This window comes from Streptomyces sp. NPDC041940, from assembly GCF_055589465.1.
Map to the genome: position 1 here is coordinate 248198 of NZ_JBVJBP010000010.1, position 16540 is coordinate 264737.

Sequence of the window (16540 nt, forward strand, 5' to 3'; positions counted from 1 at the left end):
TAGGCGCACAACCATCGTCAGCCGCTGCGTGTCGTGCATAGCGGCGGACTGTGGGCACAATTGGTCTCGGCGTCGGACGGCGCGCAACGGATGCCGGCCGGCGCGCACATGAATGGGGAGGCAGGAACGACGGTGGCGGAACGTAGTACGGCTGCCGTCGACGTGGCAGACAACAGCGACGACACGTCGCTGACCGCGAAGGCGGACCAGTCCACGGCCGACGGGGTGGCCAAGAACCGGGAGCGGGACACGGACAGCGACGAGGTACAGGAGAGCACCCGGACCGACGGGCCCGGAACGACCTCGCCGCCTGAACTGCACAGCGGGCACAAACTCGCCAGACGCTACCGCCTCGAGGAGTGCGTCACCCGTCTGGACGGTTTCAGCAGCTGGCGTGCCGTGGACGAGAAGCTCCGCCGTGCCGTCGGCGTGCACATCCTGCCCGCCGACCACTCACGGGCCCGCTCGGTCCTGGCCGCCGCACGCTCTTCCGCGCTCCTCGGCGACCCCCGCTTCGTCCAGGTGCTGGACGCGGTGGAGGAGAACGACCTCGTCTACGTCGTCCACGAGTGGCTTCCCGACGCGACGGAGCTGACCCCGCTCCTCGCCTCGGGGCCGCTGGAGCCGTACGACGCCTACCAGATGGTCAGTCAGATCTCCTCCGCCATGGCCGCCGCGCATCGCGAGGGTCTCGCCCATCTGCGGCTGAACCCCAACGCCGTGCTGCGCACTTCGACCGGTCAGTGGCGCATCCGCGGGCTCGCCGTGAACGCCGCCCTGCGCGGCGTCACGACCGAGACCCCGCAGCGCACGGACACCGAGGCCATCGGCGCCCTGCTGTACGCGGCGCTGACCCAGCGCTGGCCGTACGAGAGCGACGCCTACGGCCTGTCGGGCCTGCCGAAGGACATCGGCCTGATCGCACCCGACCAGGTGCGTGCCGGTGTGCACCGCGGGCTCTCCGAGCTGTCCATGCGCGCGCTCGTCAACGACGGTGCCACCGCGTCCCGGCACGAGTCGCCGTGCACGACACCCGAGGAGCTGGTCAAGGCGATCGGCGAGATGCCCCGCATCCGCCCGCCGGAGCCGGCGTTCACGGCCCCGCCCGAGTACCAGCGCACCACGTACCAACAGGGCACGTACGGCCGCCAGGCCCCGCGCCTCGGCGCCACCCAGCCGGTCCCGGCCCCGCCGCCCCCGCTGCAGAGCCGCACGGGCAAGGCCCTGAAGTGGGCCGTGTCCGCGCTCCTGATCGCCGCCCTCGGCCTTGGCAGCTGGCAGCTGGCGGACGCGCTCATGGACCAGGGCGGCAAGAACGAGGAGCCGGGGCAGACGCAGACCAACGACGGGAACGACAAGAGCCCGAAGAAGCCGGCGGGCGGCAAGCCCATCGCCATCAGCGGTGCCCGCGACTTCGACCCCTTCGGCGCGGACGGTTCCGAGAAGCCGTCCGACATAGGGAAGGTCTACGACAACAGCACGGCCACGTACTGGCAGACGGACTTCTACCTCAGCTCGGACTTCGGCCGCCTGAAGTCGGGCGTCGGTGTCATCCTCGACCTCGGCAAGGTCCAGCAGGTCGGAAAGGTGAAGGTCACCTTCGTCGGGGACACCTCGGTCGAACTCCGCAGCGCGAGCGCGGACGCGGGCTCGGAGCCCACGTCCTTCGACGGCTACACCAAGGTCGCCGAGGGCACCGGGACAACAGTGGAACTCAAGCCCAAGTCCCTCAAGAGCCGCTACCTCCTGGTGTGGCTGACCGAGCTGCCCACGCAGGCAGACGACGGCAAGTGGCGCGGCAGGGTGGCGGACATCAAGGTGACCAGCTGACGGCATCTGCCTCGAGGAAGGAGGCCGATGGCAGACGGCACCGGGTACGACGGAGTAAGCGACCAGGATCTGCTCGCCCGCCATGTCGAAGGCGACCCCGACGCCTTCGGTGAGATCGTGCGGCGGCATCGCGATCGTCTCTGGGCCGTCGCCCTGCGGACGCTGGGGGACCGCGAGGAGGCCGCTGACGCGGTGCAGGACGCCCTCGTATCCGCCTACCGGGCCGCCCACACCTTCCGGGGCCAGTCGGCCGTCACAACCTGGCTGCACAGGATCACGGTGAACGCCTGCCTGGACCGCGCCCGCAAGGTCGCCTCCCGGAAGACCTCTCCCGTCGACGACACCGAGCGCCTCGAGCAGCTGCTGGAGCCGCACGAGTCGGCCTCCGCGCCCGCCGAGCGCAACGATCTCCACCGGCAGCTCATCGAAGCCCTGGGCACCCTGCCGGCCGACCAGCGCGCCGCGCTCGTCCTGGTGGACATGCAGGGCTACCCGGTCGCGGAGGCGGCCCGCATCCTCGACGTGCCGACCGGCACGGTGAAGAGCCGATGCGCACGCGGCAGAGCCAGACTCCTGCCGCTGCTCACCCACCTACGGCCGGACAGCGGCGGCAAGGACAAGAACCCGGGCGGGGAACGGAACCGGACGCAAGAGCCAACCGTCCCACCCGCAGCGGGACCACGCCGAACGGGACCGCCGGACACAGGACCGAGCGACTCAGCTGCAGTGAAGGGCGGAGGTGGACGAGCGTGACGTCGACGACAGACATGGCCGGGCACCCGGACGTCGCGGAGATCTCCGACCTCTCCGAAGGCATTCTCCCGCCGTCCCGGAGCACCGAAGTGCGCCGCCATCTCGACGACTGCGAACTCTGCGCGGACGTCTATGCCTCTCTGGAGGAGATCCGTGGCCTGCTCGGCACGCTGCCGGGCCCGCCGCGCATGCCCTCCGATGTCGCAGGCCGCATCGATGCCGCACTCGCCGCCGAGGCGCTGCTGAACGCCACGGAACCCGAGCCCGCAGCGGAGCCGGCACCGGTCGGCGCTCCCCGCTCCGCTTCCGAGGACGACAGTGGTGCGCGTGTTTCACGTGAAACATCGACGCCCGCCGACCGGCCCGCCGGGCACCCCCGCTCTTCCACCACCGGACCGGGCCGCAAGGGGCGCACACGGAACGGGCGACGCAGGATCGCCGTCCTGGGGACCGTCTTCACGGTGGCAGCCCTGGGGCTGGGCTCCGTCCTGCTGTCATCGCTCGGCGACAACAAGCCGCCCCACGACACAGCGGGCGGCAGGCAGACCACCGCTGCGGACACCTTCTCCGAGGGAAAGCTCCAGAAGCAGGTCACCGACCTCCTGGCCGAGAACCAGAGCAAGGAAGGCGGCAGCTCCCGTACCCCCCTCGGCGCAGCGACCGCCCCCGGCACCAACCACCCCAGGGTCCTCAGGGAACCCACCGTGCCCGGCTGTGTCCGTGACGGCATCGGACGCAAGGACGCGGCCCTGGCCGTCGAGAACGGCACCTACCAGGGGAAGAAGGCCATGCTCGTGCTGCTTCCCAACGCCTCCGACCCCGCCCGGGTCACCGCCTATATCGTCGACGCGACCTGCGTGGATCACCAGGCGTCCATTGCCGAGGGCAAGGTCCTCCTGGAGCGCTCCTACCCGTCCTCCTGAGCGAGGGCGTCGTCTTCGCCCTGCGTGGTATCCAGCACAGTGCCGCGTCTCCGTGTGCCCGGACACAGCGGGAATGCGTGCCCCTTAGGATCCGTTGGGTGGTGTGAGAGTTCCGAGAGACGCTCCCACCGGTCGAACGACGCAGACGAGAGACGAGGAAACAAGCCGTGAGCGACGTCCGAAACGTGATCATCATCGGCTCCGGGCCCGCCGGCTACACGGCGGCGCTCTACACCGCGCGCGCGTCGCTGAAGCCACTGGTGTTCGAGGGCGCCGTCACCGCCGGCGGCGCGCTCATGAACACCACCGACGTCGAGAACTTCCCCGGCTTCCAGGACGGCATCATGGGCCCCGAGCTCATGGACAACATGCGCGCCCAGGCGGAGCGCTTCGGTGCCGAGCTCGTCCCGGACGATGTCGTGACCGTCGACCTGTCCGGCGAGATCAAGACCGTCACGGACACCGCCGGGACCGTCCACCGGGCGAAGGCCGTCATCGTCTCCACCGGCTCGCAGCACCGCAAGCTCGGTCTGCCGAACGAGGACGCCCTCTCCGGCCGTGGAGTGTCCTGGTGCGCCACCTGTGACGGGTTCTTCTTCAAGGACCAGGACATCGCCGTGATCGGTGGTGGCGACACCGCCATGGAGGAGGCCACCTTCCTCTCACGGTTCGCCAAGTCCGTGACCGTCGTCCACCGCCGCGACACCCTGCGCGCTTCCAAGGCCATGCAGGAGCGCGCCTTCGCCGACCCGAAGATCAAGTTCGTGTGGGACAGCGAGGTCGCCGAGATCCAGGGTGACCCGAAGCTCTCGGGTCTGAAGCTGCGCAACCTCAAGACCGGTGAGCTCTCCGACCTGCCGGTGACCGGCCTGTTCATCGCCATCGGCCACGACCCCCGCACCGAACTCTTCAAGGGTCAGCTCGACCTGGACGAGGAGGGCTACCTGAAGGTGGAGGCGCCGTCGACGCGCACGAACCTGACTGGTGTCTTCGGCGCCGGCGACGTGGTCGACCACACCTACCGTCAGGCGATCACCGCGGCCGGGACCGGCTGCTCCGCAGCGCTCGACGCCGAGCGCTTCCTCGCCGCCCTCGCGGACGAGGAGCAGCCCGAGCCCGAGAAGACCTCTGTCTGACCCTCCCTACCCGCCCCACGCACCAACCAGTTAAGGAGCCCGCCGTGGCCGGCACCCTGAAGAATGTGACCGACGACTCCTTCGAGCAGGACGTCCTCAAGAGCGACAAGCCTGTCCTGGTGGACTTCTGGGCCGCCTGGTGCGGTCCGTGCCGCCAGATCGCGCCGTCCCTCGAGGCGATCGCCTCCGAGTACGGCGAGAAGATCGAGGTCGTCAAGCTGAACATCGACGAGAACCCGGGTACGGCCGCCAAGTACGGCGTCATGTCCATCCCGACCCTGAACGTCTACCAGGGTGGCGAGGTCGCCAAGACCATCGTGGGCGCGAAGCCGAAGGCCGCGATCGTTCGCGACCTCGAGGAGTTCATCGCCGAGTGAATCGGCTGAGCCGTCGCAGCGACGGTGCATGTTTCACGTGAAACACGAATGGGCCAACCCGGAAGGGTTGGCCCATTCGTTTGGCTGCCTGCCTCTACAGCGGCCGCAGCGCCGGCTCCTTCTGTACGGCGCCCAGGAGCCGGTCCAGCGCCATCTCGACGTCTTCCTTCCAGGAGAGCGTCGATCTCAGGTCCAGTCTCAGCCGGGGATTGGTGGGGTGCTGCCTGACCGTCTTGAAGCCCACCGCCAGGAGATGGTCCGCGGGCAGCACACAGGCCGGCTCCTTCCAGCGCACGTCTCCGAACGCCTCGATCGCCTTGAAGTCACGCCGCAGCAGATCCTTGGCGACCGTCTGGACCATCACCCGGCCCAGTCCCTGCCCCTGGTAGCCCGGCATGATGAACGCGGTCATCAGCTGAACCGCGTCGGGGGAGATGGGGCTCGTGGGAAACGCCGCAGAGCGGGGGACATAGGCGGGAGGGGCGTAGAGCACGAAGCCCACCGGCACATCGTCGACGTACACGACCCGGCCGCAGGATCCCCAGTCCAGCAGAACAGCCGAGATCCAGGATTCCTTCTCCAGGGCGGGCGTGCCCGCCTTTACTGCGGCCTCACCGCTGACTGGGTCGAGCTCCCAGAAGACACACGAGCGACAGCGCTTGGGAAGGTCCTGAAGGTTGTCCAGCGTGAGCGGTACGAGCCGGCGCCCCATGAAGGCTGTTCCTCGCTTCCTTCGCCCGCCGCGTCGCGGGCGGCTGTCAGAGCGCTCCGTTCCCTGAGGAGACTGCCGATGAACCCACCGACCGCCCCCAGCCCCAAACCGGCGCTCACCAGTACGGTGCGGCTCATCGTTCCCATGGCCCCTGCCTGCCTTTCAGAGGTGCTGCCGGGTGGTCGCGCCGTGCCCCAACGCATCGTATCCACGATGCGATTCCATCGATACCGCCAGAAAGGAAAGAGCGGGCCACGTTCCGGTACACACCGGACACGGCCCGCTCTGTCGGATGCACAGCGGAGGCTCCTGCCGGAGGCTCAGGAGTCGCTCTCCTCGGAGTCGCTCTCCATCAGGCTCTTCTGCAGGACCGGTCCCTCTCCGGGAGCGAAGGACCCGAGAATCCGCTCCAGGTCCTCCATGGAGGCGAACTCCACGGTGATCTTGCCCTTCTTCTGCCCCAGGTCGACCTTCACCCGCGTCTCGAAACGGTCCGACAGCCGTGTGGCGAGGTCGGACAGCGCGGGAGAGACCCGGGCACCGGCACGCGGGCCCTTGGGCCGCTGAGCCTTCTGAGGCCGTGAGCCCATCAGGGTCACGATCTCCTCGACGGCCCGCACCGAGAGCCCCTCGGCCACGATGCGGTGGGCAAGCCTGTCCTGCTCCTCCGAGTCCTCGACGGACAGCAGCGCCCGTGCATGGCCGGCGGAGAGCACCCCGGCGGCGACCCGGCGCTGGACGGACGGAGAGAGCTTCAGCAGGCGCAGGGTGTTGGAGACCTGCGGGCGGGACCGGCCGATGCGGTCCGCCAGCTGGTCGTGCGTGCAGTTGAAGTCCCTCAGCAACTGGTCGTAGGCGGCTGCCTCTTCCAGCGGGTTCAGCTGGGCGCGGTGCAGGTTCTCCAGCAGGGCGTCCAGGAGGAGCTTCTCGTCCTCCGTGGCCCGCACGATCGCCGGGATCGCCTCCAGTCCCGCCTCGCGACAGGCACGCCAGCGGCGCTCGCCCATGATGAGCTCGTAGCGGGCGGGGCCCACCTGCCGTACGACGACCGGCTGGAGGAGCCCGACCTCCTTGATGGAGGTGATGAGCTCGGCCAGCGCGTCATCGTCGAAGACCTCACGCGGCTGCCGTGGGTTCGGCGTGATGTCGTCGAGCGGGATCTCGGCGAAGTGCGCACCGACGGGCGCCGCAGGCACGGCGGGAGCACTGGGCTGAACCGGCTCCTCTGTTTCACGTGAAACAGTCGGCAGAGTCGCCACCTTCGCTGCCGCCACCCCACGGTCGTTCGGCAGCGAAGGCACTGCCGCGGGGGATGTGGAAGCGGCTCCCCCTGCCGCCGCCTGGGCCACCGACTTCTCCGTGGGGGCAGCAGGGATCAGTGCGCCGAGTCCACGGCCCAATCCCCTCCGTCGCTCGCTCACTGGATGCCCTCCACCATGCTCGGGTCGTTCTGCTGTACGCCGATGTGGGCGTGCGTCGCTTCATAGCTGATGCCGACGCCCTTCAGCGCGATCTCTCGTGCCGCCTCCAGGTAGGAGAGGGCACCACTCGATCCTGGATCGTATGTCAGTACGGTCTGCCCATAACTCGGCGCCTCGGAGATACGGACGGAGCGGGGGATGCTCGTCCGCAGTACCTCGTCGCCGAAGTGGGTGCGCACCTCGTCCGCGACCTGGGACGCGAGTCGCGTCCGGCCGTCGTACATGGTGAGCAGGATGGTCGACACATGCAGGGCGGGGTTGAGGTGCCCGCGCACGAGGTCGACGTTGCGCAACAGCTGACCCAGGCCCTCCAGCGCGTAGTACTCGCACTGGATGGGGATCAGGACCTCCTGGCCCGCCACCAACGCATTGACCGTCAGGAGGCCGAGTGAGGGCGGGCAGTCGATGAGGATGTAGTCCAGCGGCTGTTCGTACGCCTGGATGGCACGCTGCAGCCTGCTCTCCCGGGCCACCAGGGACACCAGCTCGATCTCAGCACCGGCGAGGTCGATCGTGGCGGGAGCGCAGAAGAGGCCCTCCACATCGGGGACCGGCTGGACGACCTCGGAGAGCGGCCTGCTCTCCACCAACACGTCGTAGATGGACGGGACTTCCGCGTGATGGTCGATACCCAGCGCCGTGGACGCATTGCCCTGCGGGTCGAGGTCGACCACCAAGACACGGCCGCCGTGCAGGGCCAGCGACGCGGCAAGGTTGACGGTCGTCGTCGTCTTGCCCACACCGCCCTTCTGGTTGGCGACCACCATGATTCGGGTCTGCTCGGGCCGTGGCAGGCCCTCGCCGGCGCGGCCCAGCGCCTCCACCGCCAGTTGGGCAGCACGACCGATGGGAGTGTCGTCCATCGGAGGCGGTGTTTCACGTGAAACATCCGCCCCCATCGACTCGGTACGGGGACCGGGGACCGGATCGGTCATCGGTCCCGCGATGTTGGCGTCGGACCGCAAGGATTCACTCTCCTCGACTTCAGGCTCGCTATGAACAGAGCCTCCCATGCCTTCGGGGTCGTGAACCAGTGAGGCCTGGCGTTCTGTGGAGAAATCCACCTCTGTGGACAACTCGGTTCCCTCACCGAGTGAACCGAGAGGCTTACGGTCGCGGGGTTCGGCCGCAGCGCGGCCACGACTGATGATGCCGTGCAGCAGTGAGCGACGTTTCACGTGAAACACGATGCACAGCAGCCGGGGCCGAACTGCCGCGACACTCCGGCATGCATCGGTTAGGCAGCTTGTGTGGAGTACGTCTCGTCGTCAGGACGGATCAGCGTCGCCGACGCGTCCGACTCGTGCGAGCCGCCTTGGCACGCTTCGCGGCGAAACGCACACCGCCGGGGCTCTCCCCGACCTCGACCCGTACGACCGTAGACATCGGGTCCACCACGCCTTCACCCACATGCAGGATGGATGTCTCCACCGCGCCCAGCTTACTCAGTGCCGCCGACGCGCTCTTCAGCTCCTCCTCGGCGGCATCGCCCTTGAGCGCGAGCATCTCCCCGTAGGGCCGCAGCAGCGGGACGCCCCAGGTGGCGAGACGGTCGAGCGGTGCGACGGCCCGGGCGGTCACGACGTGGACAGGCTGGATCTTCCCCATGACCTCTTCGGCCCGGCCGCGTACGACCGTCACGTGATCCAGGCCGAGCAGCTCCACGACCTCGGTGAGGAAGTTGGTACGCCGAAGCAGCGGCTCCAACAGCGTGATCTTCAGGTCCTCCCGGACGAGTGCCAGGGGAATGCCGGGCAGCCCGGCGCCCGAGCCGACATCGCACACGGTCACGCCCTCGGGCACGACCTCCGAGAGCACCGCGCAGTTCAGCAGGTGCCGCTCCCACAGGCGGGGCACTTCACGCGGGCCGATGAGACCACGCTGCACGCCCGCCTGGGCGAGCAGCTCGGCGTACCGCACCGCATCCGCGAAGCGATCACCGAACACCTCGCGTGCCTGCTCGGGCGCGGGGGGAAGCTCCGCTGCCTCCGTCACGGGGGACCGTCCTTCCGTACCGCGTCAACGCGCCCAGCGCCGACGCCAGAACCACCAGAACTATCAGGCTGACAAAGTTCGGCCCCGCCTGCGCAACAGACGGGGCCGGAGAACGTAGGGGCCGATCAGGCGGGCAGCACGACGACGAAGCGCTCCGGCTCCTCGCCCTCGGACTCGCTGCGCAGGCCCGCGGCCTTGACCGCGTCGTGCACGACCTTGCGCTCGAACGGCGTCATCGGCTTCATCTTCACGGCCTCACCGCTGCTCTTGGCCTCGGCAGCGGCCTTGGCACCCAGCTCGGACAGCTCGGAGCGCTTCTGGGCGCGGTATCCCGCGATGTCGAGCATCAGCCGGCTGCGGTCGCCGGTCTCCCGGTGCACCGCCAGACGGGTGAGCTCCTGGAGCGCCTCCAGCACCTCGCCGTCGCGGCCGACCAGCTTCTGCAGGTCGCGGCCCGCGTCGCTGATGATCGAGACGGAGGCACGGTCGGCCTCGACGTCCATGTCGATGTCGCCGTCGAGGTCGGCGATGTCGAGCAGACCCTCCAGGTAGTCCGCAGCGATCTCGCCTTCCTGCTCCAGGCGGGACAGGGTGTCTGCACCCTCGGCAGCGGCGGAGGTGGTGCCTTCCGTCACGGGATGGACTCCTTCTTACTTCTTGGACGGGGACTTGGGCCGCTGCGGGCCCTTGCGCTGTCCGGACTGGGCCTTGCTGCGGGTACCACCGCCGGACTTCGTGCCACCCTTCTGGGCGGCTGCGGCGGGCTTGGCGTCGTCGGGCTCGTCGGACTTGCTCAGCGACGTCTTCGGCTCGTCCTCGCCGGCCGCCTTCGCGGCACCGGACTGACGCTGCGACTTGCTCTGACGCTTGGGCTGCTGACGCTTCGGGGTGCCCGTGGTCGACGTGCCGTCCTCGGTCTCGACAGCGGCAGAGGCGTCGCCCTTGATCACGGTGCCGTCGGCCTGGGCGACGAGTCCGGCCTTGCTGAGGCCGTTGATGAACTTGCGCTCGAACTCGTTGCGCTCGCGTCCCTTGGCGACGATCGCCTTGACGATGGCCCGGTCACGGCGCCGGCCGACCTTGCTGTGCTGCGAGACGTGCTTGTTCAGACGCTCGAGGTACGAGGCCTGGGCCTTGGAACCCGGGGTCGGGTTGTTGTGGATCACGTACATCTGCTGGCCCATGGTCCACACGTTGGTGGTCAGCCAGTAGACGAGGACACCCACGGGGAAGTTGATGCCGAAGACGGCGAACATGACCGGGAAGACGTACATCAGCATCTTCTGTTGCTGCATGAACGGCGTCTTCACCGTGGTGTCGACGTTCTTCGTCATCAGCTGGCGCTGGGTGAAGAACTGCGACGCCGACATCAGGACGATCATGACGGCGGTGACCACGCGGACGTCGGTGAGGGAGGCACCGAGTGCTTCCACCTTCGACGCGCTGTCGGTGAACTTCGCCGCAAGCGGCGCACCGACGATGTGGGCCTTCTGCGCGCTCTGCAGCAGGCTCTGGTTGATCACACCGATGGTGTCGCCCGTCGCGATGCTGTTGAGCACGTGGTACAGGGCGAAGAAGAACGGGGACTGCGCCAGGATGGGAAGGCACGAGGAGAGCGGGTTGGTGCCCGTCTCCTTGTACAGCTTCATCATCTCTTCGGACTGACGCTGCTTGTCGTTCTTGTAGCGCTCCTGGATCTTCTTCATCTCGGGCTGCAGCGTCTGCATGGCCCGGGTCGACTTGATCTGCTTCACGAAGAGCGGGATGAGGCAGATACGGATCAGGATCACCAGGGACACGATCGACAGGCCCCAGGCCCAGCCGGTGTCAGGCCCGAAGAGGGCGCCGTACACCGAATGGAACTGGACGATGACCCAGGAGACGGGTGTGGTGATAAAGCTGAAGAGGCTGGCAATCGTGTCCACTAATCATGCTCCTTGGGCATGGGACGGTGTCTCTGCGGCCGGGCTCGAAGGACTGGACCGACTTGTGGGAGAAGTCTGTCCCTCGGTGGCCGGGTCGGCGGCGGAGGGCCCGCCCTTGCGTGCACGCCACGCGGTACGCAGCATTTCGTGCCACCGCGGGCGCTTGCGCGGCGGGACATGGTCCACACCACCCAGCGACCACGGATTGCACCGCAGGATGCGCCAGGCCGTGAGTGCCGTTCCCTTGATGGCACCGTGCCGGTCGATGGCCTTGTAGCCGTAGTGGGAGCACGACGGGTAGTACTTGCAGACCGGCCCGAGCAGCGGACTGATCGTCCACTGGTAGAGCTTGATCAGAGCCAGCAGCGGGTACTTCATCGCGCGCCCCCTCCCAGCAACCGCTGAAGAGCGGCATCCAGGTCTCGGGCCAGCTGTGCATGGTCGGCGTCGCCCGATCCGGGCAGCGCTCGTACGACTACCAGGCTACCGGGGGGCAGCTGGGCGACTCTCTCGCGCATCAGATGGCGAAGCCTGCGCTTCACCTTGTTGCGCACGACCGCGCCACCCACAGCTTTGCTCACGACGAAACCCGCACGCGTCGGGGGAGCGCTCTCCCCAGGCGCGTGCGGGTCCGTGGCACCGCTACGAAGATGGACGACGAGGAGCGGGCGTCCGGCCCGGCGTCCTCGTCGTACCGCGGTCGCGAAGTCTTCGCGCCGCCTCAGCCGATGCTCGGTAGGCAGCACGACGTCATGACCTGATCGGGATCAGGCGGACAGGTTGGCGCGACCCTTGCTGCGGCGGTTCGCGAGAATCGCGCGACCGGCACGGGTACGCATCCGCAGGCGGAAGCCGTGGGTCTTCGCGCGACGACGGTTGTTCGGCTGGAAGGTGCGCTTGCTCACTCGGGGGCTCCAGAAGAAATCGGTAGATGCGGGGTGCCGTCCTGGCTGTCACCGTGCGCCCACGAGTAGCTCGCAGTTACGCCCGAGTGCACCGCTGACCGATCACCCAAATGACCTGTGCCCATCGGAGGCAGGCGGCAGCAGCCATCGACAACTCGACCTGGTTACGGTACGCGCGGCTACGCCATCCGGTCAAACCAGGAGACGGCGGGAGACACTTGTCCACAGGCTGGGGACAACAACTTGAACCGTACCGGCCGCCCTGACTACCGTGACGGAACTCCGATTCGTTCCCTTGTCCCTGCCCCAGCGGGCCTGCTCCCGCCCACCCACCCGGATTACATCCCAACCCGTCCCAGAACCACACGTTCGTGGGACCTGTGAGAGAGCGTGCCCTGTGGCTGACGTACCTGCCGATCTTGCCGCAGTGTGGCCACGCGTATTGGAGCAACTCCTCGGAGAGGGGCGCGGTCAAGGGGTCGAGACGAAGGACGAGCACTGGATCCGGCGCTGCCAGCCGCTCGCACTGGTCGCGGACACCGCCCTGCTCGCCGTACCGAACGAATTCGCGAAGGGCGTACTCGAGGGCCGTCTCGCGCCGATCGTCAGCGAGACACTGAGCCGCGAGTGCGGCCGCCCGATCCGGATCGCGATCACCGTCGACGACTCCGCGGGCGAGCCCCCCGCTTCGCCGGCACCCCCGGCCCGCCCCCAGCAGTCGCGCTACGAGGAGCCCGAGCTCCCCGCCGCGCGCCAGGACCGCGACGGATACGAGGGGTACGGCCGCCACCGCGCCGAGCCGATGCCGGGAACGCCCGGCGATCAGCATCCGCCTACGCGCGCAGATCAACTGCCCAACCCGCGCCCCGCCTACCCGTCCGAGTACCAGCGCCCCGAGCCCGGCGCCTGGCCGCGGCCCACGCAGGACGAGTACGGCTGGCAGCAGCAGCGCCTCGGCTTCCCCGAGCGTGACCCGTACGCGTCACCGGGACAGGACTCCTACGGCTCGCAGGACCAGTACGGCGGCCAGGACCAGTACGGCAAGCAAGATCAGTACGGCGGCGGTCAGGACTCGTACAGCGCGCAGGACTCCTATAAGTCCCACGGCTCCCAGGACTCATACGGATCCCACGGATCACAGGACTCCTACGGATCTCACGGCTCTCACGGATCCCGTGGCTCCCACAGCTCCCACGGATCACACGGCTCCCACGGATCACAGGACTCGTACGGCTCGTCCGCCCAGGACTACCGCCCGCAGTCCATGGAGCGCCCCTCCTACGAGCCGCCGCGCTCCGACTACGACACCTCACGCCCCGAGTACGACCAGCGCGACGCGGTCCGCCGGGAGCTGCCCGAGCCGCCGGCCGGCTCGGGACACGTGCACCGCGGCGGCCCCGTCGGCCCGAACCTGCCCACGACCGGTGCGCCCGGCCCGCTGGCCGCGCAGCCCGCGCCGGCGACCGGCCCCGGTGAGCCCACCGCGCGCCTGAATCCCAAGTACCTCTTCGACACGTTCGTCATCGGCGCCTCCAACCGCTTCGCGCACGCCGCCGCGGTCGCTGTCGCCGAGGCGCCGGCGAAGGCGTACAACCCGTTGTTCATCTACGGGGAGTCCGGGCTCGGCAAGACCCACCTGCTGCACGCCATCGGGCACTACGCCCGCAGCCTCTACCCGGGCACGCGGGTGCGGTACGTGAGCTCGGAGGAGTTCACCAACGAGTTCATCAACTCCATCCGCGACGGCAAGGGCGACAGCTTCCGCAAGCGGTACCGCGAGATGGACATCCTGCTCGTCGACGACATCCAGTTCCTGGCGGACAAGGAGTCGACGCAGGAGGAGTTCTTCCACACCTTCAACACGCTCCACAACGCCAACAAGCAGATCGTGCTGTCCAGCGACCGGCCGCCGAAGCAGCTGGTCACGCTGGAGGACCGGCTGCGGAACCGTTTCGAGTGGGGCCTGATCACCGACGTCCAGCCGCCCGAGCTGGAGACGCGTATCGCGATCCTCCGCAAGAAGGCGGTGCAGGAGCAGCTGAATGCTCCGCCGGAGGTGCTGGAGTTCATCGCCTCCCGGATCTCACGCAACATCCGCGAGCTGGAGGGCGCCCTGATCCGGGTCACGGCCTTCGCCTCGCTCAACCGGCAGCCCGTGGATCTGGGCCTGACGGAGATCGTCCTCAAGGACCTCATCCCCGGCGGCGAGGACTCGGCCCCCGAGATCACCTCGACGGCCATCATGGGCGCGACGGCGGACTACTTCGGGCTGACCGTCGAGGACCTGTGCGGCACCTCCCGGGGCCGCGCCCTCGTCACCGCACGGCAGATCGCCATGTACCTGTGCCGTGAGCTGACGGACCTGTCGCTGCCGAAGATCGGCGCGCTGTTCGGCGGCCGCGACCACACGACGGTCATGCACGCGGACCGCAAGATCCGCAATCTGATGGCCGAGCGCCGCTCCATCTACAACCAGGTCACCGAGCTGACCAACCGCATCAAGAACGGTTGACGTACGAGCTGCAGGCCACTGAGGGCGCTCCCGGAGGAGGTTTCCGGGGGCGCCCTTCGTCATGCCGCGGTCCCCGGCTGTTCGATTACCTGCCGGGTTACGGCCACCCTCCACAGATTCGGTGGTTTTTTCCCGTCCACATCCTGGGGACCGGGAAGTTGTCCAGACTGTGTCCACAGGGGCTCCTGCCGAGGGATCATCAGGCCAGGTCACCCGCATGTGGATTCGTGGACGAAGGATCTCCACAGCCTGTGGACAGCCGAGAGATCCACAGGCTGTGGAGCAAGTTTTCCACTGACAACCCACAGGCTGGGGTCAGTTGTCCCCAGCGATCACCGGCTTCTCCACATCGCTGTCCACTGTTCGGCAACACGACGCGCCCCCTCACCGGGTCGAGTGAAAGGCGTCACACAAACCCGCCGGGTCGGGCTGTGGGAAAGCTGGGCAAAGCTGGGGACGACGCTGGGGAGAACTCGCCCCTCCCTGTGCACGGCGTGTGCAGAACTTTTCGTTCTCCACAGAGACACCCAGTTGTCCACTGCCGTCGCCCACAGGCCCGGTGGACAAAATTCCTGCTCTGAGCTGGGAAAACGCGGTTATCCACGGTATCCACAGCCCCTACTACTACTCCCAACTAGAGAGAGCTGGGAATTCGTTTCGAAGTGGGTCCTGTGCACAACTCGCTCTTCGGCGTCCGGCTGCCCCTCGTCACGACTTGACCCCGAGAGGCACCTACTGTCAGTGCGGTGCGTCAGACTGGTCCCCGGTGTCCTCCCCATCCCAGGGACCGTCGACACCGAGACAGACGACGAGGGCCAGGCAGAGCGAGAAGCGCCGGCAACAGCAGGAGGCGGCAACAGTGAAGATCCGGGTGGAACGCGACGTACTCGCGGAGGCAGTGGCCTGGGCAGCGCGCAGCCTCCCGGCCCGGCCGCCGGCGCCTGTCCTCGCCGGACTGCTGCTGAAGGCCGAGGAAGGCCAGCTGAGCCTGTCCAGCTTCGACTACGAGGTCTCGGCGCGGGTGTCGGTGGAGACGGAGGTCGACGAGGAGGGCACGGTCCTGGTCTCGGGCCGTCTGCTCGCGGACATCTGCCGTGCGCTCCCCAACCGGCCGGTGGAGATCTCCACAGACGGTGTACGGGCGACCGTGGTCTGCGGCTCCTCCCGGTTCACACTCCACACCCTGCCTGTGGAGGAGTACCCGGCCCTGCCGCAGATGCCGAACGCGACGGGCACGGTCCCCGGCGAGGTCTTCGCCTCCGCGGCCGCCCAGGTGGCCATCGCAGCCGGCCGTGACGACACGCTGCCTGTCCTGACGGGTGTGCGCATCGAGATCGAGGGCGACACCGTCACGCTGGCGTCCACCGACCGCTACCGCTTCGCGGTCCGCGAGTTCCTGTGGAAGCCGGAGAACCCGGAGGCCTCCGCGGTCGCCCTGGTGCCCGCCAAGACGCTCCTGGACACCGCCAAGGCTCTGACCAGTGGCGACCAGGTGATCCTGGCGCTGTCCGGCTCGGGCTCGGGCGAGGGCCTGATCGGCTTCGAGGGCGCCGGCCGCCGTACGACGACCCGTCTGCTGGAGGGCGACCTCCCGAAGTACCGCTCGCTGTTCCCGACCGAGTTCAACAGCGTCGCCGTGATCGAGACCGCCCCCTTCGTGGAGGCTGTCAAGCGTGTGGCCCTGGTCGCCGAGCGCAACACCCCGGTGCGGCTGAGCTTCGAGCAGGGCGTGCTGATCCTGGAGGCCGGTTCCAGCGACGACGCACAGGCTGTGGAGCGCGTCGACGCCCAGCTGGAGGGCGACGACGTCTCGATCGCCTTCAACCCGACGTTCCTGCTGGACGGCCTGAGCGCCATCGACTCCCCGGTCGCCCAGCTGTCCTTCACGACGTCCACGAAGCCCGCGCTGCTCAGCGGCAAGCCGGCGCTGGACGCCGAGGCGGACGACGCCTACAAGTACCTGATCATGCCGGTGCGGCTCAGCGGCTGAG

Annotated in this window: 16 protein-coding genes; 7 read left to right on the top strand and 9 right to left on the bottom strand. The window is 68.2% G+C overall.

Annotated features, from left to right (window positions below):
• Positions 1–132 precede the first annotated feature (132 nt).
• From ACZ6I3_RS19515 to trxA, 5 genes are all read left to right on the top strand, one after another.
• The gene (locus ACZ6I3_RS19515) at positions 133–1830 is read left to right on the top strand and encodes a protein kinase family protein (protein ID WP_469415979.1); all 1698 of its coding nucleotides are present in this window, start codon (positions 133–135) and stop codon (positions 1828–1830) included.
• Between the two features lie 27 nt (positions 1831–1857).
• Positions 1858–2583 carry an RNA polymerase sigma factor SigM gene (gene sigM / locus ACZ6I3_RS19520; protein ID WP_193479147.1) on the top strand — a complete coding sequence of 242 codons (726 nt, stop codon included), beginning with the start codon at positions 1858–1860 and terminating at the stop codon, positions 2581–2583.
• Positions 2580–3506, top strand: coding sequence for an anti-sigma factor family protein (locus ACZ6I3_RS19525; protein WP_469415981.1), 927 nt, complete (start codon positions 2580–2582; stop codon positions 3504–3506). Before sigM ends, ACZ6I3_RS19525 begins: the two co-directional genes overlap by 4 nt.
• 167 nt (positions 3507–3673) lie before the next feature.
• Entirely contained in the window at positions 3674–4642 is a 969-nt protein-coding gene (gene trxB, locus ACZ6I3_RS19530) for a thioredoxin-disulfide reductase (protein WP_184593873.1), read from the top strand.
• Positions 4643–4686: 44 nt separating this feature from the next.
• Entirely contained in the window at positions 4687–5019 is a 333-nt protein-coding gene (gene trxA, locus ACZ6I3_RS19535) for a thioredoxin (protein ID WP_184593875.1), read from the top strand.
• Between the two features lie 94 nt (positions 5020–5113).
• On the opposite strand, the gene ACZ6I3_RS19540 is transcribed toward trxA, so the two are convergent.
• The 9 genes from ACZ6I3_RS19540 to rpmH form a co-directional block, all read right to left on the bottom strand.
• Positions 5114–5731, bottom strand: a complete 618-nt coding sequence (locus ACZ6I3_RS19540; protein ID WP_468197018.1) for a GNAT family N-acetyltransferase — start codon at positions 5729–5731, stop codon at positions 5114–5116.
• A gap of 320 nt (positions 5732–6051) precedes the next feature.
• A complete protein-coding gene (locus ACZ6I3_RS19545; RefSeq protein WP_469415983.1) occupies positions 6052–7152 on the bottom strand; it encodes a ParB/RepB/Spo0J family partition protein in 1101 nt (366 codons plus the stop codon).
• On the bottom strand, positions 7149–8225 hold the full coding sequence (locus ACZ6I3_RS19550; RefSeq protein WP_469415985.1) for a ParA family protein: 1077 nt from the start codon (positions 8223–8225) through the stop codon (positions 7149–7151). The genes ACZ6I3_RS19545 and ACZ6I3_RS19550 overlap by 4 nt, the downstream gene beginning before the upstream one ends.
• Positions 8226–8490: 265 nt before the next feature.
• Positions 8491–9207 (bottom strand): 16S rRNA (guanine(527)-N(7))-methyltransferase RsmG, encoded by a 717-nt coding sequence (gene rsmG / locus ACZ6I3_RS19555; protein ID WP_469415987.1) that lies wholly within the window; start codon positions 9205–9207, stop codon positions 8491–8493.
• Positions 9208–9332: 125 nt separating this feature from the next.
• The gene (locus ACZ6I3_RS19560; protein WP_469415989.1) at positions 9333–9842 is read right to left on the bottom strand and encodes a Jag family protein; all 510 of its coding nucleotides are present in this window, start codon (positions 9840–9842) and stop codon (positions 9333–9335) included.
• Positions 9843–9857: 15 nt separating this feature from the next.
• Positions 9858–11132: a membrane protein insertase YidC gene (yidC, locus tag ACZ6I3_RS19565; protein WP_469415991.1), complete on the bottom strand. Its 1275-nt coding sequence runs from the start codon at positions 11130–11132 to the stop codon at positions 9858–9860.
• A 3-nt stretch (positions 11133–11135) separates the two neighbouring features.
• Entirely contained in the window at positions 11136–11510 is a 375-nt protein-coding gene (gene yidD, locus ACZ6I3_RS19570; RefSeq protein ID WP_469415993.1) for a membrane protein insertion efficiency factor YidD, read from the bottom strand.
• Entirely contained in the window at positions 11507–11878 is a 372-nt protein-coding gene (gene rnpA, locus ACZ6I3_RS19575) for a ribonuclease P protein component (RefSeq protein ID WP_184593889.1), read from the bottom strand. The genes yidD and rnpA overlap by 4 nt, the downstream gene beginning before the upstream one ends.
• Before the next feature lie 21 nt (positions 11879–11899).
• On the bottom strand, positions 11900–12037 hold the full coding sequence (gene rpmH, locus ACZ6I3_RS19580) for a 50S ribosomal protein L34 (RefSeq protein WP_018846094.1): 138 nt from the start codon (positions 12035–12037) through the stop codon (positions 11900–11902).
• 427 nt (positions 12038–12464) lie between these two features.
• Here rpmH and dnaA point away from each other — a divergent pair, with 427 nt between their 5' ends.
• Both dnaA and dnaN read left to right on the top strand, forming a co-directional pair.
• Positions 12465–14549, top strand: coding sequence for a chromosomal replication initiator protein DnaA (gene dnaA, locus ACZ6I3_RS19585; protein ID WP_469416035.1), 2085 nt, complete (start codon positions 12465–12467; stop codon positions 14547–14549).
• A gap of 859 nt (positions 14550–15408) precedes the next feature.
• Complete coding sequence (dnaN, locus tag ACZ6I3_RS19590) at positions 15409–16539, top strand: DNA polymerase III subunit beta (RefSeq protein ID WP_382492188.1); 1131 nt, start codon at positions 15409–15411, stop codon at positions 16537–16539.
• The last annotated feature ends 1 nt before the right edge of the window (position 16540 follow it).